Below are 22,851 nucleotides of genomic sequence, written 5' to 3'. Positions count from 1 at the left end.
ACAAGGCAGGTAGCTGTGCAAACTGGCCGCGCACCCGCCTGCGGCGCTCGGCCTGCGAGATTAAGGATACGGTATGGGAAAGAAACTCGATAAGAAGGCCAAGGCCGCCGTGGCAAAGGCCGCCAAGGGCGTCAAGGCCGCTAAAGTCGACAAGGCCGTCAAAAAGTTCCGCAAACTCGAGGGCAAGCTGTGGACTCGCGAGTACCTGCTCAAGATTGCCGAGTTCGATGGGGCGACGATTGCTCCTGCCAACGGCGCTGCCGCCCGTGCCGACGCCATGGGCACGCTTGCCGGCGAGCATCACAAGCTGCTGACCAGCGAGAAGTCCGTTGAGCTCGTACGCTCGTTAGCGCGCGAGACGGTTGCAGGCGGACACGTAGACGACCCGCAGCTGCTCGACGAGATTCGCGTGCTCGGCCGCGACCAGCGCGAGGCAAGCGTTATTCCTACCGAGGAGGCCGAGGCCTGGACCAGGCTCACCTGCGAGGCCGACGCCGTGTGGCATAAGGCCAAGACGGCCAACGACTGGGCGAGCTTTGAGCCCTATGTGGATAGAATCGTCGCCCAACTTAAGCATCAGGCCGAACTCATGGACCCCAAGCGCGACCCATACGACGTTTGGCTCGACCAGTACGAGCGCGGCCTTTCTGCCGAGAGCTTCGACGCGTTTTGCGAGGAGGTCAAGGCCACGGTCGTGCCGCTCGTGCACGCCATTGGCGAGCGCGGCCAGCAGCCCGCTGCCGACTTTTTGCACGCCCGCGTGCCCGAGGCCGCCCAGCGCGCCATGAGCTTCGACCTGATGAAGCTCGTCGGCCTGAACCTGGACGACACCACGCTTGCCTTTACCGAGCACCCGTTTAGCGAGGGCTTTGCCGTGGGTGACGCGCGCATCGCGACACACATCTACGAGGACGATTGCATCTCCAACGTCTACAGCATCATCCACGAGGCGGGGCACACCATGTACGAGCTGGGCGTCAATCCCGCCTATGCGCGCACCTGTCTGGAGGGCGGCACCTCCATGGGCATCCACGAGAGCCAGAGCCGCTTCTTTGAGAACACCGTGGGCCGCAGCCGTGCCTTTATGGGACCGCTGCTCGAGGTGCTGCGCCGCCACGCACCCGAGGTCTACGGCAACGTAGACGAGGACACGCTCTACCACGCCGTGAACATCGCGCAGCCTTCGCTGATCCGCACCGAGGCCGACGAGCTCACCTATCCGCTGCATATTATGGTGCGCTACGAGATCGAGCGTATGCTGTTTGCCGGCGAGGCCACGGCCAAGGACATCCCCGCGCTTTGGAACCGCTTCATGGATGAGTACCTGGGCATTCCCGTTCCCGACGACACGCACGGCTGTCTACAGGATACGCACTGGAGCGGCGGCTCGTTTGGCTACTTCCCCACGTATGCGCTGGGCAGTGCCTACGATGCCATGTTTGTGCCGGCCATGTGCCGCGACGGTGTCGACCTCAACGGCGCCTGTGCGAGCGGCGACCTGACACCCGTCCGCGCCTGGCTGGGCGAGCACATTTGGCAGTGGGGCCGCGCCAAGGACGCGCCGGAGCTCATCAAGGGCGCGTGCGGCATGGCGTTCGATGCCCGCTACTACTGCAGCTACCTGCAGGACAAGTTCACCACGCTCTACGAGCTGTAAGGCATAACCGACACGCCAACGCAAAGGGGACGCCGCGAAACCAATCCGCAGCGTCCCCTTTTTTCACCCAATAACTAGGTACCCAATGACTAGTTCGTTGACGCTAATGTCTTGGCAACGTCAGCGAAAACGGCCCCAAGCGAGCAAGGTGACGTGAAATGAAAGGGCGCTCACCTTCTGGTCGCGCCCTTGAAATTGAACGTCAGATTGCCGCTTGGGGCCGTTTGCAGCGTCGAGCAGTTACGCGGTTTGGTAAAACCGCGTAACTGCAGGACCTCGAGCGCGTTGGCGATGCGCTTCATGGCGGCATCGGCGGATGCTTGGTCGGGCGCCTCGGCCAGCACGCGGATAACCGACTCGGTTCCGCTCTTGCGTACGAGCACGCGGCCCTCGCCCGCCAGCGACGCCTCGGCCTCGGCGATGGCGTTCTGCACGCCCATGTTCTCGAGCGCGGCGTCCTTGTCCGCCACGTGCACGGCCACCTGCGCCTGCGGCAGCAGCTTGCACGGAGCCGTGAGCTGCGAGAGCGTCTCACGCTCGGCACGAATCACTTCCATCACGCGCAGCGAGGTCATAATGCCGTCGCCCGTGCGCTCGATATCGCCAAAGATCGTATGGCCCGTCTGCTCGCCGCCCAGGCTGTAGCCGCCCTCGCGCATCTTGGCATACACGTGACGGTCGCCCACGCCGCTGGTCACGGCGCTCAGACCGGCAAGCTCCAACGACTTGATCAGGCCAAAGTTGCTGGCAATCGTCGGCACCACGGTACCGCCCGAAAGGCGACCGTGTTTGTTCAGATACACGCCGCACACGTACAGGATCTGGTCGCCGTCTACCACGCGACCGCGCTCATCCACGGCCAGGCAGCGGTCGGCATCGCCATCGTAGGCAAAACCCACGTCCAGGCCCTGCTCCACCACATGGCGCTGCAGGCGCTCCATATGCGTGGAGCCGCAATCGACGTTGATGTTAAAACCATCGGGCGCGGCATTGATCACGCGCACGTCGGCACCGAGCGCGTCAAACACCGGCTTGGCCACCGAGGAAGCCGAGCCGTTGGCGCAGTCGATACCGATCTTGACGCCCTGCAGCGAAAAGTTCGCACTTGCAATGAGCGAAGCAATGTAGCGGTTGCGGCCCTGCATGTAGTCCACCGTGGCACCGATGTGGTTGCCCGTGGCCAGCGGAACTTCGCTCTTGCCATCGATGTAGTCCTCGATGAGCTCCAGCACGTCCTCGTCCATCTTAAAGCCGTCGCTGTTGACTAGCTTAATGCCGTTATCGCAAAACGGGTTGTGGCTCGCGCTGATCATGATGCCGCAATCGAAGCAGCCTTCCACAGTCTGATGCGCTACGCCCGGCGTGGGGATCACGTGCAGCATATAGGCGTCCGCACCGCTCGCGACCAGGCCGCTCACCAGCGCCGCCTCAAACATATAACTCGAGCGACGCGTGTCCTTGCCCACGATCACGCGTGCCTTGCGCTCGCGGTTGGCGCCGTAATACCAGCCCACAAAACGGCCAATCTTATAAGCGTGCTCTACCGTCAGCCCAACGTTGGCCTCACCGCGAAAGCCGTCGGTGCCAAAGTACTTCATGCGCTCTCCTTACAAAATAGGGGCGGACAGATTGCCTGTCCGCCCCAAAATGGTACTCGATTATCTGCACTACCAGAAAAACCCTACGCCGACGCGCTGTCGCGAGCCGCCTGGCATGTAGGAGTCTGACGCAGCGTAAGCGGCTTGTCCCCCGCCTCGGCCGACGTGGTCAGCGTATACGTGATCGTCGTCGTCTCGCCAGCATGCAGGTCAACGGTTCCTGAATAGCAGGGAACTCCGTGCCAAGTGGCAGCGAACAGTCCAAACTGAGTCCCCTCGACGGTTAGATCGGTAATGCTGCCGCCTGTCGGCGCAAACAGTGATACATACAAGCGCTCATCGTCACGCGAGGTCCCAGGCGCACTGGCCGCTACGTAGTCGGGCAGCTTACCTGCCTCCTCCTGCGTCATGATGTTCGTCAGGGTAACGGTGATGCGATACGAGCAAGCGCCGTCGCCGTTCTTCACGCCCTGACCAATCTGCGTATCGGCGTTCAGATACCAGTCGAGCTTGGAGAAGCTCAGGTTGTTAAAGTAGACACCAGCAACGGGATCTTCACTCGGGTCATCCGGATCGGGCAGTGAGGCGTCGATGTTCATCTCCTTGATAGCGTTCTGCTCGTCATCGTTTTTCATCCACGCGATCAGGCGGCCCTCTTCGGCACCGCGCTCAACGGCGCTGACAAGGTTCGCAACATCGACGTCGCCGATACCGCCAAGGATCTTGTCAAAGGCAGCGCTGGCGACGGATGCAAAGATGCCGTCCGACTCCTCGACCGGATAGTTCCAGTACACATCATGCATAAGCACCTTCGCCGCGTTAGTACCGTCAACGACTGTACCGTCGGGCAGTGAAACATTACCCACGAGGCCCAACAGATACTGCAGGAATACCGGATCGATACCAATGACGCCATCGACGTCCTGACCATATTCAGACTTCCACAGCGCGGCGACACGCTGCGAATTTCGGGGCCAGTCGGGCGAATAGGTGTTGCCCGAGATGTATAGGTTGCTGTGGTCACCAAACAGCGTCTCATCTTCTTCGTCGACGCTCTCAACCGCCTCGTCTTTGCTGCGCGCAATGCAGGGAACAAACTCGCCAATCGACATCTGGCCGTCGGTGACCGAAATCAGACCCTGCGAACCGCCAAAGCCGCCGCAGGCACGAATCTCGACGTTGTTCATGGCGTACATAAGGTAGTTGCGCGTCTGGCCGTTGGCGCCGAGCATCTGGGGAAGGACGGGGGCGACCTTCTCCGCCGCGTCAACCGCACCGTTGAGGGTGGCAAAGCCGTCCTTGGCCTTATCGACCAGCTCGGTCACCTGGGAAATATGAGTATCGCCAATGCCCTGGACCTTCTCGTTGGCGCTCTTGAACACCTTCGAGCTGCTGGAAAGCGAATCGGCGACCGCCTGCAGCGCGGACACGTTAATCATGCCGTCCTGGAACAGCTTGCCGGGCGTAGCCTGCGAGAGGTTGTCGGCCATGGGAACCAGCGCATTGCTCGAGACATCGGACAGGGCGTCAATCATGGTGCGGGCCGCATTGATATCGCTGCCATACACCGGGATAAACGAAGCCGCCGCCCACAGCGGGCTCGAGGTCTCCGCCTTCATGCTGTCGCAGAGCTCATCGATCTTTTTCGCGTCGTCAGGCAGCGTCGAAAAATCGCCCGACGTGACCTTGTCCTTAAGGCCACCGACGATCTCGACAGCCTCCTTCGCTTCGCTCTTTACGGTCTTTGCCGAGTTAAGCAGCATAAAGCCGCTTGCGCCAAGCGCAACGAGAAGCACCGCGACTACAGCGGCAATAATGGCGCCGGTGTGACGCTTTTTGCGCTCGCCCTTGCGATGGCGATGACGGACCAGACCGTCAGAGGTCGAACTCGACGAAGCGTCGCTACCGTAGTTCAAGCCAAAATCGTAATAATCTTCCTTGGAACCCGAGCCCGCAAACTCGGCACCGCTATCATCCAGGCGGGCGAACGTGCCAGTCTCGGAGGCGCCGGTGTAAATCGTGCCAAGGTTACCCGTAAGCCCCGCGCCACCGGCAGAAGGAGTATTGTTGGCGGCCTTGCCGGCATTAACGTTGCCGGCAGCATTCGCGGCGTTGGCAGCACCTGCGTTGTTCGCAGGCACCGAAGGAGCCCCGCTCGGCTGCGACGCGGAGGTTGCACCGCCCGCAAAGACATTCCCTCTTGCACGGCCGGTCTTTTTTGCCTTTTGAGACTGCTCGTACAGAGCGGTAAACATCGCCGTCTCGCCCGGGGACACGCGCTTACCGGAACCGCCCTGTCCAGCGCCGCCCGGCGTGCCGGCCTTACCAGCCCCGTTCGGACGCGGCGGAACTGCAGGACGGCCGCTATCGCTGCCCTTAAAGTGATTACCAGCCATAAAGAAATCCTCGCAATTGAGTCGCAATGAAAAAGTCCATAACGTTACTAGTTTATGGCATTTTGAGCATCGACAGCTAAACTCCAGACACGGACGTCAATTGGCGAAAATGCGGCACAACACCTTTTCTGTCTTGGCGGAGGCGCCAGCTACACCGTGAGGAACATCATCACGATGATCATGGCAAAGCCGATAAGATCGGTCGGCAAAAACACCGTGCCCAGCATAACGGCGCTGGTGATGGTCGCCGAAACCGGCTCCACAGTTCCAATGAGGCTCGCACGCACCGAGCCGATGTCCTTAACGCCCTGCATATAGAGCATGTAAGCAAAAAACGAGCCGATAACCACGAACACCGCGAGCGCCTCGATACCGGCGGCGTCGAGCGCCGGCATATGTGCCCAAGGCTGCACGAAGACGCACGAGACCACGCCCGCCGTGAGCATTGCCGAGCCCGTGACGATGGGGCTGCCGTATTCGGGCAGGATCTTGGCGGGAATCACCGCCATACACGCGGCGCTGACCGCACACATAAGACCTGCTGCCAGGCCAAGCGGCGAGATATTCAGGCTGGTGGGGTCGCCGCCGGTGGCGATTAAAAAGGTTCCACCCAGAGCCAGGCCAATGCCGATGACTTCGCGAGTGCGCGGCATGCGGCGATCGGTCACGCAGGCGTAGCCCATGATGATAACGAGCTGCAGGCACTGGAGCACCGTCGCGGTTCCGGCATTGGTCAGGCGCACGGCCGAAAGATAGCAAAACTGGTTAAAGAGCAGGCCAAAAGCGGTAAAGAGCAGCAGCTGCTTGCGATCAGCGGGCGTCGTCCAAAGCTTGACCAGGCGTGCGCGGTCGCGCGTGACAACCACGACCATAAAGAGCAGACCGGCGAGAATCTGTCGTATGCTCATAAGCCACAGCGTATCGACATGGTAGGTATCGAACAGGAAGCTCGCGCTGGTGCCCGAGAAGCCCCAAAACGAGCCGCCCACAAGCGTGGCTAAAACACCCGTGATTATCTTGCGCGTCTGGGCGTCGTTGAGACGGTCGCGCCATGCACGGCGGGTGCTGCGGCTGAGCTCGTCGGTGCCCTCGGGCACATCAATGTTCGATATATCGGTCATCGGCACCGAAGCCCCTGCGCCTTCGACCTGCTCGGCACACTCTTTGCTCATTCCACTCCCCCGAAACGGCCTGGAAACAATTCGGCTTACCTTACCACGGCGAAGGCATCAGCTGGAGGCTTGCCCGCTTATCGGTAGGACAATTCCGCAGGCGTCTTTCCATAGCTCGATACCGCAATGGCCTTGCATTATGCGACAGCCAAATCGCGGCAGCAGGCTCTTTTGAAATGGATATGACAAAGCCCCCGAATTCCACAATGTAAGCGATTTTTAAAAATGTTCTTGCCACCGAGTTCAGGCTCCGTTATATTATCCCTTGCGCGCTTGCGCACCCTTGATCGGGCGTTTAGCTCAGGGGGAGAGCGCTTCCCTGACACGGAAGAGGTCAGAAGTTCAAATCTTCTAACGCCCACCAAATGTTCGCAGCTCAGAGGCTATGTCTCTGAGCTGTTTTGTTTTATGTCGCCAAATCCGCTGGCAGCTCCAACCGCCCAACTAGCCAAAAGCCGACCATCTACTAGCCGATATATCCATCGGCATAACCAATCAGTCCGCACCGCAACTTCTCAGCAAAACGCCGCGATGTCTGCGCCCTGCGGTATCCTTGAGCCACTTGCACCTGCAGCACCAAGGAGCCGCCATGCGCACCGAGCTCGATGTCCCCTTTTCGCACAAAGAAGAAGCCAAGGCGCTGGGCGCCAAATGGGACCGGACCAAGAAGATCTGGTATGTACCCAGCGGCGTCAACCCCGAGCCCTTTGCCGAGTGGCTGCCCGGTGTTGACCGATCCGACCCCTCTGCGCCGTATATATTTCTAGTACTGGGCAAGCGCGAGTGCTGGAAGTGTCACAAAGAGACCTCGGTCGCGGCCTTCGGCATTCCCTATCGAACCGATAACGACGAGAGCGTCGCCATCGCGCACGCGCCCAACGAATCCGGGCACATTGCCATCGACACGGCCAACGCCAACGCACTCGCCATCGTACCCGCTCTTGGCTGCGTGCCGGGCGAGATCCGCGACTACCTTCATAAGCGCTGCGGCTACAAGCCCGTAGGCGCGCGAGCCTCCAAAGCCCCGTCGCTCGGCAACACGTGCACCAGTTGCGACGCGCTGCAAGGCAGCCGCTATCTGTCCGAGGAGCCCTCGTCCCCGTTTGCCCTCACTGCCATCAACAAGCTGCCGGCACTGGAGTTTGTGCGCGTCGAAGTTGCCGGCGTCTTTGGCATCCCGGCCACGCGCACCGACTTTGACCAGGCCCTCTTTACCTGGGCACGCGACCATCACGCCGAGTTCCACAAGCAACTCGGTGAGGGGATTTATTTGTAGAGGCAAAAGACACTCACAGCCAGCTCCTCCGCATCACCTATCCCTCGTCGCCGGCGTCATACACGATATCGAGGCCACAAACAGGGCATTTCTCCGGATACACCGGCATATGAACGCCTGTCTGTTTTCTCACTTCGTCGCTGAGTCTGTCGCGCGCATCGATGAACCGAATGTCGAGACACGGTATTTGCGAGCCGCAGCGAGGGCAGGTGACGACAAACGACCCGCAATCAACCTCTACGCTCGGAAACATATTGTTGTCTATAAGGGCACACGGCAGTTTTCCGTACTTCCCCATCGCAATATCGCCTCGCCAGCTCATACACGCTCCCCTCTCGCTATACAAAACAGGAAGAGCATGCACCGGCGGGCGTGCGCGAGATTGCATCGCCACGCGATCCGATCAAACAACACGATCGTCAAAGAATGCCAAAGCCAAATACGCTAATACGGCAGAAGCCCCGCCTTTTCACGCTTCTTTTCCGAGCGATCGAACTCGATGCGATGGGCCTCAAGAAACACCGTATTGGGTCGCCACTGACGCTCATTCGGCTGCCTTAGCGTCGCACCCGCAAAGGAAGCGTAGTCGGTCTTATCCAGCAGGTACGATCCGCACAGCCGATATTCGCCGCAAACAGGCTCAAACGAAATCAGGTGAGCATCAAATAGGGAATGAAGATCGCGCCGAAGCAGAATGCCATTGCTGGCAACCTGCGATTTGGGTCCCGAGTAATTCTCGATATGTGCAGCCTCCAGAGCTTCGCTGACGCCGCAGTCCGACACCGCGCAACGGCCGTCATAGGCGGCAACGAGCTGCTTGCGGAACCATTGCTGCCCCAATCGCTCGCGCCTTAACGCATAGCGGACCTTTTCGTCGTCGGTCGCACCCTGTCCGGCAAACTCAATATCGACGGGCATGTGCTTCAGATAACTCATGTCGGGCGCAAAACGAGGGTCCGGTCCGCCTTTATGAACAGGACCGTGCAGAACAAACCATCCGTTTTCGGGCTCGAACCGCTCAACAAACGCAAGGCCGAGCACCTTATAGCCCACCTCGGTTGCAAATATGACTCCGACTGGAACGCCACATTCCATGCAGTTGAGCATTTTACGGTTGTAATTCTGGTCTCGAAAACCAACGGTACCCGGCGCTTGAACCGAGTACTTAATGACCCACGTACCATCGTCCAAATAGAGCGGAGGCACATCGGTGTAGAAGCTCTTTTTAGAGTTATGGACCGAAAGCGCAAAGATCTTATTGGGATCTTGCTTCACCCGATCCTGGCCCGGCCAGAAGATCCCTGAATCCCGCGTTACGGGAAAGAAGTCCGAGCCAATTCTCAAACGATACTGATACTGAGGGCTATCTTTCTTGGTGTGGTGCGGAAGGCTGGTCCAAACGCCGCCGCGCTGCTCCTCACCCAGAAACCACTCCCATGCCTCAACGTATTCAGAAGGAACGAGACTGCAGGCACGGTCATAGCTTGGCCCATCCATCAACGGAACAGCAAGGTCAATGTCGTTCATCGCCAGCACCTACAACCATACGAACGCGAGTCATGCCCCTCAATAATATGGCCGAAAGTCAATTATTACGAGATCTCATTCCGCGATCGGCGCATCGTTGATGCTCTCGGTTTGCCGCTGGCGCGCTTGTACCCCGCTACACCACTCCCTTGTATACTGATGTAGCACGTGTTTCATCCGGGCTTGTTGGGCCGGATTGTTCATGGGAGGGTCTTATGGCTGCTTCGAATCCGCCTAAGGGGAGCGTTTCTTCTTCGTCCATCAAGCCGGTTACGCGCAAGGCCGTGCGTTGCCAGCGCGAGGTCGCTTGGCTTGTCACGCAGGCGGCGGGCAGGCTCGTGGCGACCACTCAGGACGTCAACGCGCCTACGCCGAGCTTTGTGCTGGCAGCGGCGCTGGATTTCGTGCGCCAATTGGAGCTTGCCGAACAGGATGCCGGCGGCCACCTCGACTACCAGAATGTTATGGCGCCCGACCTGCAAACGTTCTGCCACATGGCCAAGTTGCCCGCCGCGCCCAATGCGCTTTCGGACGCAGGCTACATGTTTACGCTTTCGGGCGCGGACCTTATCCGCAACATCTATGCATACTGCAGCGAGCTCGCCGAGCGCCACGTCTTTGACGCGGCTGAAGTCAAACCGGGAAATGTCATCAAGCTGGTTCTTAGGCTGTTCTTGATGGACGGGTTCGGGGCCATGCCGGCGTAAGCCGAGTCTTTAGCATCACCGTCGACTGAGTAACAACCGCTTTACCTTAGTGGGCGCCAATTGAGGGTCGATTATTGGGTCGCCTCGTCCACTAACGCATTTATTCCACGCGCTCTGACAGTCGATACTTGCGGTTGCGGCTCGTCGCCGGCGCCGTGGGCTCAAGCTCGCCTTGAGCAATGAGCGCGTTGACGCGCGACCTAACCTGGGAAATTGTAAGCCCCGTGCGTTCTGCCAGCTCACGCGTCCCCAGCTCGCCGTAGTGTTTGAGTGCCGTCACAATTAAGCCCCCGCCATGATCGACCGGCTCGATCTTTGAACGGTAAAGTACGACCTTGAACCGATCGAACCCCGGGCAGAACAGGGGCTCGGCCAGACCATGCGCGCGCATGGCATCGATCATCATCGGGATGCCCGAGCCATTGCCCTCAGCCGGCGAACCTGCGCCATCCGGCAGCGGGACAATCGACATGAGTTTCACGAGCGTCGCGTTACGGCATCGGGAGCTGCCGTCAAACAAGCTCTCGCGAGTCTTCCCTCCATAAAGGCCGCCGGGATTCGTCACCTCGATACGGTCGTCAAAAACGTCGACGGCGATCGATTGCCCACAGAACCGATCCCCGTATTCCCTGTGGATAACCGCGTTGGCGACTGCCTCGCGCAGGACCTCCTCGGGAATCTCCAGCGAGTCGATACGCGAGATGCCTTGGACGGTAGAGGTGCGGCGCAGGTTTTTGGCGACAGCCGCGACAGTATCCGAAATCATCTCGCCCAGGGTGCCCTCGCAGACTGTGCGGTCCATAAATCTTAGCGGTCCCGCAGCGCCCTTTTGAGTTCCCGCATGGACAGCCACATCAATGAAGAGCTTGGGATAGAACTGCTGAGGGTAAACGCCCGCGGCAAGGAGGCCGGCCTTGGTAACATTGCCCTGGAAGTCGAGGAGATTCAGACGCTCCATCTTTGTCTTCTTGTCCGTCGCACCACGCATCGCTCGAGGCGTCAACGAATAGGCGCGTTCTATCGTGCGGTCGACCAGCGACTCGTCGAGATCGCCCACACTCGTGCCGGGCACCGCATCGCGATCGCTAGGGCTCGTCCGTTCGTATGACGACAGTGCCAAAACCTCGGTCGACGAAAGCGGGACATCTTTGTCATCGATGCGTTTGTAGCTGCCACCTTGAGCGCCCCGCTCTATGACATAGCAAGGCTTGCTCGACGGGTCGAGCTCCTCAATCGTGATGACCAGAACCACGGTGCCCTGGAGCTCCACGCGCTCAATGGTGTATTTGGGCGGATTGGCCAGCTTTCCGCGACCGCCGGCATCGCCCATGCCCGCCACGAATTGGTTGAGCACTTTCTCGGTCTCAAAGTTCTCAACCGGGACAAAGCCCGCGCGCTCGCTCACGCCGAGCACGATAATTCCGCCAGCGGTATTCGCGAATGCACTAACCGTTTCCCATACGTCGCGGGAAAGCGTCGTGGCGCTCTCCTTGACCTCGACGTTAAGATCATCCGAGCCCATGCGCCTTAAAGACTCGAGCAGACCGGTCAGCTCGTTTTCGTTCATCTGCGCGTCCTTTCGCTCAGCCCGGCGGAGAATGCCGCGAATAGATTTCCTTCGTCTCTCAGTTATCTCTCGTAATTATCTCTCATCTTTCTGCTATCTCTCATAGTAGAGATAAGTGAGAGATGAAAGAAAAGATGTCTGCCATCTGCTTCATTTAAACATGTTTTTGCTGGTAGAACAATCAGTATTGAGACAATACCATGATTGCTTGTCTCTTTGCTGCTCAGTTATCTCTCGTAATTATCTCTCGTCTTTCTGCTATCTCTCGTATTAGTGACGAATGAGGGCTGAGAGATACGTGAGTGATGGACGAGCGTGTTTTTTTGAACGGTCGGAAAATCCCTCAAACAAAAAACGGGGCCGGCCTTACGCCGAACCCCGTTTTCAAACGGTCAGTTAGTTATCCAACGCGCGAGCATAGCAGTCAACATTACGCCGCCGCGAACACTCCCAAGCCCGTTCCGATGATGCAGATCGCAAAGATGCCCAAGATGATCCAAATGGTCTTGACGCCCTTTTTGTACAGGGCGACGCAGGCAAAGGTTGCCAGCAAGGGCAGCAGACCGGGGAAGATCGAATCGAACAGATCCTGCAGGACAATCTCCGAACCACCCACGTCAAAGGTCAAAGCAGTGGACAGTGAGACCTGTGCCGCAATCATGGCGCCGATAACGGTCATTCCGAGGACACCGGCAGCATGCGTCATGCGAGACATAAGGTTGTTCTCTTCGGACTGCTGCAGGAACTTGGTTCCCAGGTCGTAACCCAGATGGGCTGCGACGATACGCGTTGCAAAGTTAATCACGGAGTAGATGAGCGCGTACACGATGGGGCCGAGCGGGTTGCCCGTCGAAGCGATACCAATACCAATGCCGGCGGCGACCACGCGGAACGTACCCCAGTAGAACGAATCGCCGATGCCGGAAAGCGGTCCCATGAGGCCGACCTTCATGGCGTTAATCGAGGACGTGTCGAAGTTCTTATCGGCAGCCGCCTGCTCTTCCATCGAAACCGTTAGGCCGGCTACAAACGGAAGCACATGAGGCGTGATGTTAAAGAACTCGGTATGGCGATCGAGCGCCGCATAGTAATCGTCGTCGTTGGGATAAATCTTTCGCAGGGGCTTCTGAATGGTGTACATGAAGCCCATTGCCATCATCTTGTCGTACGACTGCGAGCACTGGCTCGTAAACTGGCGAAGGAACATGCTCCGATACATATCGGGGCTCATAATCGCGTCCTTCTTGGCCTCTTTGAGGTCGGTGTTCTGGGTAGCCATTAGAAGTCCTCCTCTTCATCTGCAGCAACCGTCTGCGGACCGGACGAGCCCTCGCGGAAGGCCAGGAGCAGCGCGACGCAAATGGCAGCTGCGGCGACGCCGATAACGTCCATCTTGAGGTAGATGACCATAATGAATCCCAGGAACAGCCAAGGAAGCAGCTTGTTATCGCCCATGGTCCTAATAAGAAGTGCGAAGCCGATGCAGACCATGACGCCGGATGCAACGTTGAGGCCATCCATCACAAACTGCGGAATCGCGTTGAGCGCATTGTTGATGAGGTCGGCACCAAAGAACAGCGAGCAAAACACCAGCAGTGCAGACGGAATGCCAATCGACAGCGGCACGACGGTCAGATGGTACAGGTTCGCCTTGGCAAGATCGCGATTTGCCAGAGCGGACTCAATCTTCTTGCAGGCAAAGGCACCCGGAACGGCGTAGCAGAAGTTGCGCCACACCTGAAGGAAGACGGAGACGGGAAGGGCGAGCGCGACGGCAGTTGCCGTGCCCGTACCCGTAATGACGGCAAACGCGCAGCCAAGCACGCCGGAGGCATAGACCTCGGGAGGAACCGCCGCGCCGACCATGATGGCGCCCATGAACATGGACTCCAAAGCAGCGCCGACGATAACGCCCTGCTGGACATCGCCAAGGATCAAGCCGACAAACAGGCTCGTAAACAGCGGACGACCAAGCATCGTAATGCCAAATAATTGCTCGTCCATGGACGCAATAAATGCGACCAGTGCAACTAGAAGATACTGGACAACCATTTCGATCAACCTCAGAAACAGGTCTGCAGGCGAGGCATTCTGCGCAGCTCGCCTGCAGACAACCGCAGCAATTTGAAAGGATTAGTAGTTCATCTGGTGATAGTAACGACGCGTGGTGAGCGGGTGGTTACGGACGTGCTCGAGATGGCAGCTCAGACGCTCGGTGATGGTGTAGGTGACCATCGGGGAGACGATCTTGCGGAACTCGGGGTCGCTGAACGGCAGCTCGACCTCGGCGGTGTCGAACTTGTTCACGCGGACATGGACGCCCTTCTCGTCGGCGAGCATATGAGTGAAGTTGTCCACGCGGTCCATGAGCTTGCGGGTGTCGTCCTCGCCGTAGAGCATGATGAGGCTCGTGCCCTCCTCGCACAGCTCGATGGTGCCGTGGAAGAACTCGGCGGCGTGGATAGACTTGGTCTTGATCCACTGCATCTCCTCGAGGATGCACATGGCGTAGTCGTAGGCCTCACCCCAGAGCATGCCGGAGCCAATCACCATGTGGTAGTCGGTGTCCTTGAAGTCCTCGGCCATGGCGGCGCAGCGCTCGTCCTGAGCGTCCTTGGCCTTGATGAGGTACGGAGCGATGTTGCCGAACTCCTCCATGAAGGTGTCGTACTTGGGGAAGGCGCCGGCGTTCTTGAGGAAGCGTGCGACCAGCGTGATCTGGTAGGTGTAGATGGCCTCGCACAGGACGTCGTCCTCGGCGAAGCTGAAGAACTTGTAATCGGCGTACTCGGTGGCCGGGGTGTTGTCGTTGGAGACATACATCAGCGTGCGGGCGCCCTGCTCCTGGCAGAACTTGGCGGCCTCGATGATCTCGGGGGTGGTGCCGGTACGGGTGGAGAAGACGCAGACCGAGTCCTTGTTGAAGGTCTTGGGCGGGCATGCGAGGAACTCAGCGGCAATCTCGCAGTGGACGTCGACGTCGGCCGTGGTGGTCTCGACCCAATACTTCATCGGGAGCGTGTGGGCCCAGGTGCCGCCGCAGCCGATGAAGAAGATGTTGGAATAACCCTGCTCGCAGACCTTGTCCACGGCAGCCTCAATCTGAGGACGGAGAGCGAGGGCATCGCTCACAACCTTCTCGTAACGAGGCTCATCGAAATTGAACATCCCTTACTCCTAACTCACTTGGATGAACCCTTCATTCATCCCATGACGTTATAATACTTTATATAACTAACTATGCAAGAACTATTTCAGATTTTTTTGATTTTTCTTTAATAAAAAGCCCGCCGATTAAATGATCGACGGGCTTAAGAAAGGAGGACCTAGTTAATAAATGCCAGACAATGGCATGTTTCCAGCTAGAAAACGTCCTTGGCAAATACCTTTGAGTCATTGGGGACCTGACGGATTTCGATAACCACGCCATCGTTGACAAGCTCTTGGATATGCTCGGCATCGGTTTCGGTCGCAAAGATCGCGGGGGTCGGATGAAGCGTGGTCTCGGGAGACTTTCGAGTTCCGCCCAGATTGATCTCCTTGATGTCTTTGCAACCCTTAGCAAGGCGATAGGCATCCTCGATCGTCTCGACAATGATAAACAGCGAATACTTGTCGGTGACGCCGCTGTTGAGCGCCTCGATAGCAGCGTTTACGTCTTTTATGACGAGCTTCACGCCGTTGGGACGAGCTAGCCTCAATGCGGCTTTTCTCATGTCGTCTTTTGCCACGGCGTCGCTGGCACACAGGATGCAATCGACATCCAGCGCATGTGTCCAAGACATGGCGACCTGGCCGTGAATCAATCGGTAATCAACTCTCGTAAGCTTAATCATCGTAATCATCTCCGCACGTAATAAAGGTAATGACAGGCGTGGCCCTTAGCTAGGGCTCGAACCAGAACTAACTAGAACTCTTCTTCTTCGACATCGGCAAGCATGTCCGCCGCCTCACAAAGCATGATAAACGAACGTGATCCCTCGACCGCAGCTTTGGCCTTGTCCGCATCCAGGGAGTCCAGCTGTGTAGCCATTTCCACCAGCAGCGGCAAGTTCATTCCGGTGATCAACGTAAACGATCCGGCGGTCTGCCTCTGAATGAATTCGTTGTTTACAGAGCCGCCAAAGATGTCAGTCACGACAAACCAAGAGTCGGCAGGGTCCTTCGACTCCATCCAAGCATCGATAAGCGCTGCGACATCCCTCGTGTCGTCATCGACATAGGCGCACAGACACTCGATTCGGTCGTTGGCGCCCATCAGGATCTCGAGAGAGCTCTTCATACCTTGGGCGAGATAACCATGACTCGCTAGCAATATCTTATTCATAGTTCTCCAATATCAATAAGACGTACTATATTGTCATAATAAAGTATATTAGCAATCTACCCTACGCGGTGTGTCTATTTTCCAAATCCGCGAACGGTAGCAATTGGTCGGTAAATTGACCAATCTATCTCTAATTTACAAATAGAACTTCAGTCGCTCGGTGCAGTACACCTGACGGGAGATGAAAAGCGGCTCGCCACTTGGAGCATAACGTCTATCGACAAACAGAAGCAGCGGAGAGTCCAGCTCCACGTTAAGGTATGCCGCCTCGAGCTCGCTCGCATAGCAGACCTCGAGCGTACGCGTGTTGGGGCCCATCTTGATCCCCTGGCAATCGAGTACCGCCATCAGCGAATCCTCGAGGGATTCATGCTCCAAAAAAGAAAGCGCAGCGGAATAGCTATTGGTTTCCAGCATCGTGGGCTTGTCATCCACAAGGCGCAGACGACGACTACGCAATACCTTTTGGGTATCGTCTACGCCCAGGAACTTCGCGTCTCGCAGGCTTGGGAAGTCCCAGCCCATTGCGAGAACCCTGGTAGACGCCTGTTTTCCCGCAAGCTGGCACGAATGGGTAAAGCTCTCACGGTCGTCCGCGGCATACATCTGTGTGTCCGACGAAACGAATGTGCCCTTGCCGCGGGCCCTCTCAACAAGCCCAGCATCTTCCATTTCTTTAATTGCGGAGCGAACCGTTATTCGGCTCACGCCAAATTGCTCGATGAGCTCCGCCTCGGTCGGAAGCTTATCTCCCGGGCGGTACGTGCCGTTGGCGATCGAATCAGAGAGCGCACGGACAATCTGTTTGTACAGGGGGATAACGCTATTTGCTTCAACCATATCAACCATACCTTTGCAAGGAATCAGCAGCTTATAGATAGATGACTTATATTGTATTAGAACTTTTTAGGAGTCCATATATTTCCTAAATGATTCGGTAAACGGGGTGTTATTTCACTTTAGCGGGGTGCAGCGGCTACCAGCGGCATTCGTTATCAACCTAGCTAGGCTAGTCCACCCACATCGTCTTCAGTTCGCCGCAGAGCCGCGGCCCCATATGGGTATACTCACGAGGATTCGACTCGATTCGCCCCCGTTGGGGCGTCAAAGGAGACTGCATATGCCCACCACCTCAACCGACCCGCGCGCCGCTGCCGCCGCGCTGCTGGTGCCCGGCACCACCTGCCACGGCTTTGCCGTCGAGCGCTGCGAGACCGTGCCCGAGCTCGACTCGGACGCCTACGTGCTGCGCCACACTGCCTCGGGCGCTCGCCTGCTGTACCTGGCGTGCGACGACGAAAACAAGGCTTTTGCCATTGGCTTTAAGACGCCGCCGGCCGATTCCACCGGCGTGTTCCATATTCTTGAGCACTCGGTCCTGTGCGGATCGGCCAAGTTCCCCGTCAAGGAGCCATTTGTCGACCTGATCAAGAGCTCCATGCAGACGTTCCTCAACGCCATGACCTACCCCGACAAGACCATCTACCCCGTTGCCACCACCAACGAGCAAGATCTGTACAACCTGATGGACGTGTACCTGGACGCGGTGTTCAACCCGGCTATCTATACCAAGCCGACCATTTTTGAGCAGGAGGGCTGGCACTACGAGCTGGACCTGCCGGAGGGCGCCGAGGGCGCGGACGGCTCCGCGAGCCTGCGCGAGGGCACGCTGCGTTATAACGGCGTGGTGTTCAACGAGATGAAGGGCGCGCTGTCCGACCCCATGAGCGTGCTGGACGACGCCGTCAACGCCGCGCTCTATCCCGACACCACCTATGCGCACGAGAGCGGCGGCGACCCGCGCGCGATTCCCGCGCTCACCTACGAGCAGTTCCTGGATACGCACGCGCGCCACTACAATCCTTCCAACTCTTATATAACGCTCTACGGCGACCTAGATGTAGACCGCGCGCTGGCGTTTTTGGACGAGCGTTATCTGTCGCAGTCGAGCGCTGCGAGCCGCCGCATGGACGCTGCCGTTGCCGCCGGCGAGGACCCGTCCACGCTGGCACCCAATCCGCTGGACGTGCAGGCGCCTGTGACCTGCGAGTATAAGCGCGTCGAGATGGCCACCACGCCCGAGAACGCCTTGGTGGGCCTGGGTCTGGTGCTGGGCAGCGCGCTCGACCGCAAGCGCACGATCGCGGCGGACATCCTGTTCGAGGCACTGCTGGGCTCCAACGAAGCACCGGTTAAGAAGGCCATTCTGGCCGCCGGCCTGGGCGGCAACGTGGTGAGCTACACCGCGGCCGAGTGCCTGCAGCCCTACGAGCTCATCATGCTGCAAAACGCGCAGCCCGGCGTGGCGCGCGAGCTGCGCCGCGTGTTCCAGGACGCCTGCCGCGACCTGTGTGAGCACGGAGTTCCGCGCGAGCGCCTGGAAGCCATCATCAGCAGCAACGAGTACGATCTGCGCCAGCGCGACTACGGTATCGCCGACGGCGTGGCCATTGCGTGCGACGCGCTGAGCACGTGGCTCTACGATGACGACGCCGCGACGCTGGCGCTCAAGTACGGCCCGGTGTACGAGGAGCTGCGTGACGAGCTGAACGGTAGCTACTTTGAGGACCTGCTGCGCGAGCTCGTGCTCCAGAACGACCATATGGCGCTGGTCGAGCTGGTGCCGGTGGACGCCGCCGAGGGTGCGGAGGGTGCCGAAGCTGCCGAGCTGGCTGCCAAGCGCGACGCCATGACCGATGCCGAGCTGGCGGATGTGGTCGAGTGCACGGCCGCGCTGCGTGCCGCGCAGGAGGCCGAGGACACGCCCGAGGACAAGGCCACGCTACCGCGTCTGCGTGTATCCGACATTGGCGCGGCGCGCCCCGAGCCGCCGCTCGTTGTGGACACGACTGCGCCCATCCCCTGCCTGCGCCACAACATTCCCACCAACCGTCTTGCCTACGCCATGCAGTATTTCGACCTGAGCTGCGTCGCATTTGAGGACCTGCCCTGTGTGACGCTGCTCTGCCGTCTGCTCAAGCAGCTGCCCACGCGCGAGCACTCGGCCGAGGAACTCGATAACTTGCTCGCCGGCAAGCTCGGCTTTTTGAGCTTTACGACCGAAGTCATGACGCAGCCCGAAGTAGACGGCGTGCGCCCCTACCTGCTGGTGAGCGCCGGCGCCCTGTCCGAGAAGATCGATGCACTGGCGAGTCTGCCGCGCGAGGTATGGTCGAGCACGCTTTTGGCGGACGCCGACGCCGACCGCATGCGCGACGTGCTCACGCAGATTCGCATTGGGCTTGAGCAGGGCTTTATCAACAACGGCCACTCGGCGGCGCTCGGTCGCGCGATGAGCTACAGCTCGCCTTCGGCCGTGGTGCGCGAGCAGCTTTCGGGCGTTGATTTCTATCTGTTCCTGCGCGATCTGCTCGACCACTTTGACGAGCGCCTGGACGGCCTGCGCGCCAAGCTTACCGAGCTGGCGGGCCGCATCTTTGTGGCCGACGGCTGCATGGCGAGCTTTACCGGCAGCGACGAGGACTTTGACGCGTACTGGAATGCCGCGGGCGACCTGGGGCTGGACGCTGGCGACGGCGCCGATGCCGGCCGCGACGCGCTCGTGGTGCCGGCGCCGTGCGACCGCCACGAGGCTTTCGTGATCCCCAGCGACATCTGCTTTGCCGCGTGTGCGTGCGATCCGCGTCGTCTGGGCATTGACGTGACGGGCGCTTGGGCGGTTGCCGCCAACGCGCTCTCCTACGACTACCTGTGGAACGAGATCCGCGTGAAGGGTGGTGCGTACGGCTGCGGATTCCGCGCGGCCGGCGAGCGTCAGGCGGCGTTCTACACCTACCGCGACCCGGCGATCGATCCTTCGATTGAGCGCGTGGAGCGCGCGGGCGCATGGCTTGGCAGCTTTGAGCCCGACGAGGCCGCCTTTGAGGGCTTTATCGTGAGCTGCGTGAGCGGCATGGACGCGCCGGTGAAGCCGTACGCGCTCACCAAGCGCCGCAACACGACCTACCTGGCCGGGCTCGATCCGCATGCGCGCGAGGAGCGTCGCGCCCAGATGCTCGCCGCCACGCCCGGTGAGCTGCGCTCGCTCGGCGCCGACGTGACGCGCATCGCAGCCGAGTCGCCCACCTGCGTCTTTGGCGGCCGCGAAGTCATCGCCAAGAGCAACGCCGGCTTTAACGTCGTCGACCTGTTGGGCTAACGCACAAAGGTAGATTTTTGGGACATGACCGAAAATCTACCTTTTTCTTTTGCCGCAGTCTGCCGATTTGTCTCGATCTGTAACGCTAAGGCGGCAATATTGGCTCCAGATGTTACAAATCGAGACGTTTCCGGATGACGCCGGCCCTTTGTCTCAATCTGTAACATCTAGGTCCAATTTGCCGAGTTACTGTTACAGATCGAGACAAACCGCCGCGAACACCCGCTCTTCGTCAAAACCCACGAAGGTGTCCATGAACCGCCCCCTTTGCGATGGCTTATGTGGTGGTTTGGGTGTTTGCCCAGATAAAACCTGCCAAAATAAACCTGTCCCTTTTTGGTAGGTTTGCTAGAGGAGGTTGGGATGGACAAGGCCGAGTTGCGGAAGGCGGTGATTGCTCGGCGCGACGCTCTTGATTTGGATGTGCGGGCCGCGAAGTCTGCCGTTATCTGTGCGCGGCTTGTTGAGCTGTTGGATCACTTGGGTACCGCAGCGCCGCACACCGTTGCCGTCTATGCCGCGATGGGTTCCGAGGTCGACCCAGCCGTGTTTGCCGCTGCGGCCGCCAAACACGGCTGGCGCGTGGCCTATCCGTGCATGTTCTCGGCAACAGACGCCGCAGCTTGTGGCCAGCGCATGTGCATGCGGGCAGTTGCCGCCGACGATGCGTCCGCGGCGCCGTTTATCGCCCACCCCACGCGGGCCTTCGCGGCCACAGACATCGGCAGCGGTCGCTTCCCTATCGTGCCTGCCGAAGCTCTCGACATGATCATCGTGCCGCTCGTAGCATTCGACCGCGCCGGCGCGCGCCTGGGCTACGGCGGCGGCTGCTATGACCGCTACCTGCCCATGCTCTCGTCCGCATGTCAAATCATCGGCATAGCCTTTGACGAGCAGCGTGTCGGCCACGTTCCCACCGACGCCCACGACCTGCCGCTACCCCACATCATCAGCGCCTGATCGCCGCTGTATCGCACCCGCAAGATGAGCGTGGAAAATCTCCCACTTTGAGCCCCCTTACGAGCCAAAAACGGGAGATTATCCACGCTCATTCAACAAGCGTCCAAAAATCCACGCTCGTGTGTCCGAAAATCCACGCTTAACCAATGCGCGTCCAGATTTCCACACTCGTCCGTCCGGATTTCCACGCTCGTGCGGCTCAACGCTCTGCAACCGCCTCAGCACACACGCGCGGTACGCCGGCAACTTTGAGCTTGCGATCGAGCTTTATCGGGTCCCTCAGATCATCCCAGCACAAGCGCACGATCTTGCAGTTATCAAGCAGCGAAAGCCTCGACTCGCGCTGACGCTCATCAAACTGCGCCTTCGCAAGCTTACCCTCCTCCGCCGCTTTCTCGCTTTTAACGAATCCGTCGAACTCCCCGATAATCAGTCGGTCGCCCACACGCCACAAGTAGTCAACGCGATACGGTCGTCCCGGCTCAACCGGGTCGAACAGCTCAACTTGCAACTCCGGCGTCTGCCAGCCGCGCTCGATCATCAGGGCACGCGCCTTGGACTCGCCGCCGCTTTCCGACAGCCCATCGGCACATCGTGCAACCCTGCGCGCCGTCACAACACCGCGACGATTCAGGCCAAGCTTGTCGACAGTCTCAACGAGATGCTCCTTCGACAAAAGTTGCTCATGGAGCGCCGAATCCGCGATGATCAGTCCCTCGACAAACGATGCATCGACCAAGCAATCCGTAATCGTTTGATCGATATCGGTTACGGCGATATCCATCTGGGTGGCCCGTGTTTGACGAGCATAGCGATGACGAATGACCTGAGAGCCCGGCGTCGTCGATTGGGCCGGCATCGCGGCGATATGGATGTGCGTCAAATTGGCATGCGAAACCGAAAGGCCATAGATAACAGCCGCCGTATAGGAGCAAAATGTCCAGTCGGGGTGCTTTTGCGCAAGCGCCCGCACCCGATGCAGATAACGCTGCCGAAACTTGAGCTCGGACCAGTATTCCGGACGCGCATACAGCCCCGGCATAACCGCTTCGAGACTTCCCGCCTCCGCCCGCCGCTCAATCTGCTTTGCCTCCGCCGCCGTGCGCGCGTACACGCAGCTCATCTGCTGTTCGCATGCTTTAATGTGACTTGCAAGCCTTTGATTCGCCGTCATGTTTCCCATGTCGCCTCCCAAATCTTGGAACGGCGCAAACGTACCAGACGGTTTCATGCGAAGTCTGACCAAATACCGTCCAGGCGCTGACCAAATGCTTGACGGTTTTGGACGTTTTAGGCTGATGTCTTATATCTGCAGGTAGGGCGGTTGTCGAGAGGTCCCTGTCTCCACATTTTGAGGCCTTGGTCCATCGGATTATCAGAAAGAAAAACCCGTCGAGATTCAAGACTACGCCAAATGCGACTTTGCCTCTGCACGCACCGTCGCTTAGCCGAGCCATCGGCATCTACATGCCTAAAAAATGAGCGTGGATAATCTCCCGTTTTGA

17 protein-coding genes and 1 tRNA gene are annotated in these 22,851 nt (G+C 58.9%); 6 read left to right on the top strand and 12 right to left on the bottom strand.

Annotated features, from left to right (window positions below):
- Positions 1-73: 73 nt before the first annotated feature.
- Complete coding sequence (locus tag AAA138_RS00410; RefSeq protein WP_349089152.1) at positions 74-1,657, top strand: carboxypeptidase M32; 1,584 nt, start codon at positions 74-76, stop codon at positions 1,655-1,657.
- Between the two features lie 170 nt (positions 1,658-1,827).
- On the opposite strand, the gene glmM is transcribed toward AAA138_RS00410, so the two are convergent.
- From glmM to AAA138_RS00395, 3 genes are all read right to left on the bottom strand, one after another.
- Complete coding sequence (gene glmM / locus AAA138_RS00405; protein ID WP_349089151.1) at positions 1,828-3,255, bottom strand: phosphoglucosamine mutase; 1,428 nt, start codon at positions 3,253-3,255, stop codon at positions 1,828-1,830.
- A gap of 83 nt (positions 3,256-3,338) precedes the next feature.
- A complete protein-coding gene (locus AAA138_RS00400) occupies positions 3,339-5,651 on the bottom strand; it encodes a DUF4012 domain-containing protein (protein WP_349089150.1) in 2,313 nt (770 codons plus the stop codon).
- Between the two features lie 149 nt (positions 5,652-5,800).
- Positions 5,801-6,823: an EamA family transporter gene (locus AAA138_RS00395; protein WP_349089149.1), complete on the bottom strand. Its 1,023-nt coding sequence runs from the start codon at positions 6,821-6,823 to the stop codon at positions 5,801-5,803.
- 289 nt (positions 6,824-7,112) lie between these two features.
- On the opposite strand from AAA138_RS00395, the gene AAA138_RS00390 reads away from it, so the two are divergent.
- Positions 7,113-7,187, top strand: a tRNA-Val gene (locus AAA138_RS00390).
- 225 nt (positions 7,188-7,412) lie between these two features.
- The gene (locus AAA138_RS00385) at positions 7,413-8,099 is read left to right on the top strand and encodes a DUF5710 domain-containing protein (protein WP_349089148.1); all 687 of its coding nucleotides are present in this window, start codon (positions 7,413-7,415) and stop codon (positions 8,097-8,099) included.
- A 444-nt stretch (positions 8,100-8,543) separates the two neighbouring features.
- Here the strand turns inward: AAA138_RS00385 and AAA138_RS00380 are convergent, their stop codons facing one another.
- On the bottom strand, positions 8,544-9,626 hold the full coding sequence (locus tag AAA138_RS00380; protein WP_349089147.1) for an HNH endonuclease: 1,083 nt from the start codon (positions 9,624-9,626) through the stop codon (positions 8,544-8,546).
- A 215-nt stretch (positions 9,627-9,841) separates the two neighbouring features.
- Here AAA138_RS00380 and AAA138_RS00375 point away from each other — a divergent pair, with 215 nt between their 5' ends.
- The gene (locus AAA138_RS00375; RefSeq protein WP_349089146.1) at positions 9,842-10,333 is read left to right on the top strand and encodes a hypothetical protein; all 492 of its coding nucleotides are present in this window, start codon (positions 9,842-9,844) and stop codon (positions 10,331-10,333) included.
- Positions 10,334-10,433: 100 nt separating this feature from the next.
- Here the strand turns inward: AAA138_RS00375 and AAA138_RS00370 are convergent, their stop codons facing one another.
- From AAA138_RS00370 to AAA138_RS00340, 7 genes are all read right to left on the bottom strand, one after another.
- Positions 10,434-11,900 (bottom strand): ATP-binding protein, encoded by a 1,467-nt coding sequence (locus AAA138_RS00370; RefSeq protein ID WP_349089145.1) that lies wholly within the window; start codon positions 11,898-11,900, stop codon positions 10,434-10,436.
- 430 nt (positions 11,901-12,330) lie between these two features.
- Entirely contained in the window at positions 12,331-13,179 is an 849-nt protein-coding gene (locus AAA138_RS00365) for a PTS system mannose/fructose/sorbose family transporter subunit IID (protein WP_148345481.1), read from the bottom strand.
- The gene (locus tag AAA138_RS00360; RefSeq protein ID WP_349089144.1) at positions 13,179-13,952 is read right to left on the bottom strand and encodes a PTS sugar transporter subunit IIC; all 774 of its coding nucleotides are present in this window, start codon (positions 13,950-13,952) and stop codon (positions 13,179-13,181) included. The genes AAA138_RS00365 and AAA138_RS00360 overlap by 1 nt, the downstream gene beginning before the upstream one ends.
- Positions 13,953-14,033: 81 nt before the next feature.
- Complete coding sequence (locus AAA138_RS00355) at positions 14,034-15,068, bottom strand: SIS domain-containing protein (RefSeq protein ID WP_022094037.1); 1,035 nt, start codon at positions 15,066-15,068, stop codon at positions 14,034-14,036.
- Between the two features lie 194 nt (positions 15,069-15,262).
- A complete protein-coding gene (locus AAA138_RS00350) occupies positions 15,263-15,736 on the bottom strand; it encodes a PTS sugar transporter subunit IIB (protein ID WP_138339750.1) in 474 nt (157 codons plus the stop codon).
- Between the two features lie 71 nt (positions 15,737-15,807).
- A complete protein-coding gene (locus tag AAA138_RS00345) occupies positions 15,808-16,227 on the bottom strand; it encodes a PTS mannose transporter subunit IIA (RefSeq protein WP_195364138.1) in 420 nt (139 codons plus the stop codon).
- A gap of 135 nt (positions 16,228-16,362) precedes the next feature.
- A complete protein-coding gene (locus tag AAA138_RS00340) occupies positions 16,363-17,067 on the bottom strand; it encodes a GntR family transcriptional regulator (protein ID WP_349089143.1) in 705 nt (234 codons plus the stop codon).
- A 280-nt stretch (positions 17,068-17,347) separates the two neighbouring features.
- Here AAA138_RS00340 and AAA138_RS00335 point away from each other — a divergent pair, with 280 nt between their 5' ends.
- Both AAA138_RS00335 and AAA138_RS00330 read left to right on the top strand, forming a co-directional pair.
- Positions 17,348-20,386 (top strand): insulinase family protein, encoded by a 3,039-nt coding sequence (locus AAA138_RS00335; protein WP_349089142.1) that lies wholly within the window; start codon positions 17,348-17,350, stop codon positions 20,384-20,386.
- Positions 20,387-20,749: 363 nt separating this feature from the next.
- A complete protein-coding gene (locus tag AAA138_RS00330; RefSeq protein WP_349089141.1) occupies positions 20,750-21,346 on the top strand; it encodes a 5-formyltetrahydrofolate cyclo-ligase in 597 nt (198 codons plus the stop codon).
- A 199-nt stretch (positions 21,347-21,545) separates the two neighbouring features.
- Here the strand turns inward: AAA138_RS00330 and AAA138_RS00325 are convergent, their stop codons facing one another.
- Positions 21,546-22,529, bottom strand: coding sequence for a hypothetical protein (locus AAA138_RS00325; protein WP_349089140.1), 984 nt, complete (start codon positions 22,527-22,529; stop codon positions 21,546-21,548).
- Positions 22,530-22,851: the final 322 nt, after the last annotated feature.

It is taken from the genome of Collinsella sp. CLA-JM-H32B, assembly GCF_040098065.1.
GTDB lineage: Bacteria > Actinomycetota > Coriobacteriia > Coriobacteriales > Coriobacteriaceae > Collinsella.
The sequence above is the reverse complement of the archived record's forward strand: the minus strand, read 5'-3'. Positions and strand labels throughout refer to the sequence as shown.

What these genes read in the sequence shown, in the direction of transcription:
- AAA138_RS00410 (WP_349089152.1), top strand. Translation starts at nt 74, where the DNA reads ATGGGAAAGAAACTCGATAAGAAGGCCAAGGCCGCCGTGGCAAAGGCC.
- glmM (WP_349089151.1), bottom strand. Translation starts at nt 3,255, where the DNA reads ATGAAGTACTTTGGCACCGACGGCTTTCGCGGTGAGGCCAACGTTGGG.
- AAA138_RS00400 (WP_349089150.1), bottom strand. Translation starts at nt 5,651, where the DNA reads ATGGCTGGTAATCACTTTAAGGGCAGCGATAGCGGCCGTCCTGCAGTT.
- AAA138_RS00395 (WP_349089149.1), bottom strand. Translation starts at nt 6,823, where the DNA reads ATGAGCAAAGAGTGTGCCGAGCAGGTCGAAGGCGCAGGGGCTTCGGTG.
- AAA138_RS00385 (WP_349089148.1), top strand. Translation starts at nt 7,413, where the DNA reads ATGCGCACCGAGCTCGATGTCCCCTTTTCGCACAAAGAAGAAGCCAAG.
- AAA138_RS00380 (WP_349089147.1), bottom strand. Translation starts at nt 9,626, where the DNA reads ATGAACGACATTGACCTTGCTGTTCCGTTGATGGATGGGCCAAGCTAT.
- AAA138_RS00375 (WP_349089146.1), top strand. Translation starts at nt 9,842, where the DNA reads ATGGCTGCTTCGAATCCGCCTAAGGGGAGCGTTTCTTCTTCGTCCATC.
- AAA138_RS00370 (WP_349089145.1), bottom strand. Translation starts at nt 11,900, where the DNA reads ATGAACGAAAACGAGCTGACCGGTCTGCTCGAGTCTTTAAGGCGCATG.
- AAA138_RS00365 (WP_148345481.1), bottom strand. Translation starts at nt 13,179, where the DNA reads ATGGCTACCCAGAACACCGACCTCAAAGAGGCCAAGAAGGACGCGATT.
- AAA138_RS00360 (WP_349089144.1), bottom strand. Translation starts at nt 13,952, where the DNA reads ATGGTTGTCCAGTATCTTCTAGTTGCACTGGTCGCATTTATTGCGTCC.
- AAA138_RS00355 (WP_022094037.1), bottom strand. Translation starts at nt 15,068, where the DNA reads ATGTTCAATTTCGATGAGCCTCGTTACGAGAAGGTTGTGAGCGATGCC.
- AAA138_RS00350 (WP_138339750.1), bottom strand. Translation starts at nt 15,736, where the DNA reads ATGATTAAGCTTACGAGAGTTGATTACCGATTGATTCACGGCCAGGTC.
- AAA138_RS00345 (WP_195364138.1), bottom strand. Translation starts at nt 16,227, where the DNA reads ATGAATAAGATATTGCTAGCGAGTCATGGTTATCTCGCCCAAGGTATG.
- AAA138_RS00340 (WP_349089143.1), bottom strand. Translation starts at nt 17,067, where the DNA reads ATGGTTGAAGCAAATAGCGTTATCCCCCTGTACAAACAGATTGTCCGT.
- AAA138_RS00335 (WP_349089142.1), top strand. Translation starts at nt 17,348, where the DNA reads ATGCCCACCACCTCAACCGACCCGCGCGCCGCTGCCGCCGCGCTGCTG.
- AAA138_RS00330 (WP_349089141.1), top strand. Translation starts at nt 20,750, where the DNA reads ATGGACAAGGCCGAGTTGCGGAAGGCGGTGATTGCTCGGCGCGACGCT.
- AAA138_RS00325 (WP_349089140.1), bottom strand. Translation starts at nt 22,529, where the DNA reads ATGGGAAACATGACGGCGAATCAAAGGCTTGCAAGTCACATTAAAGCA.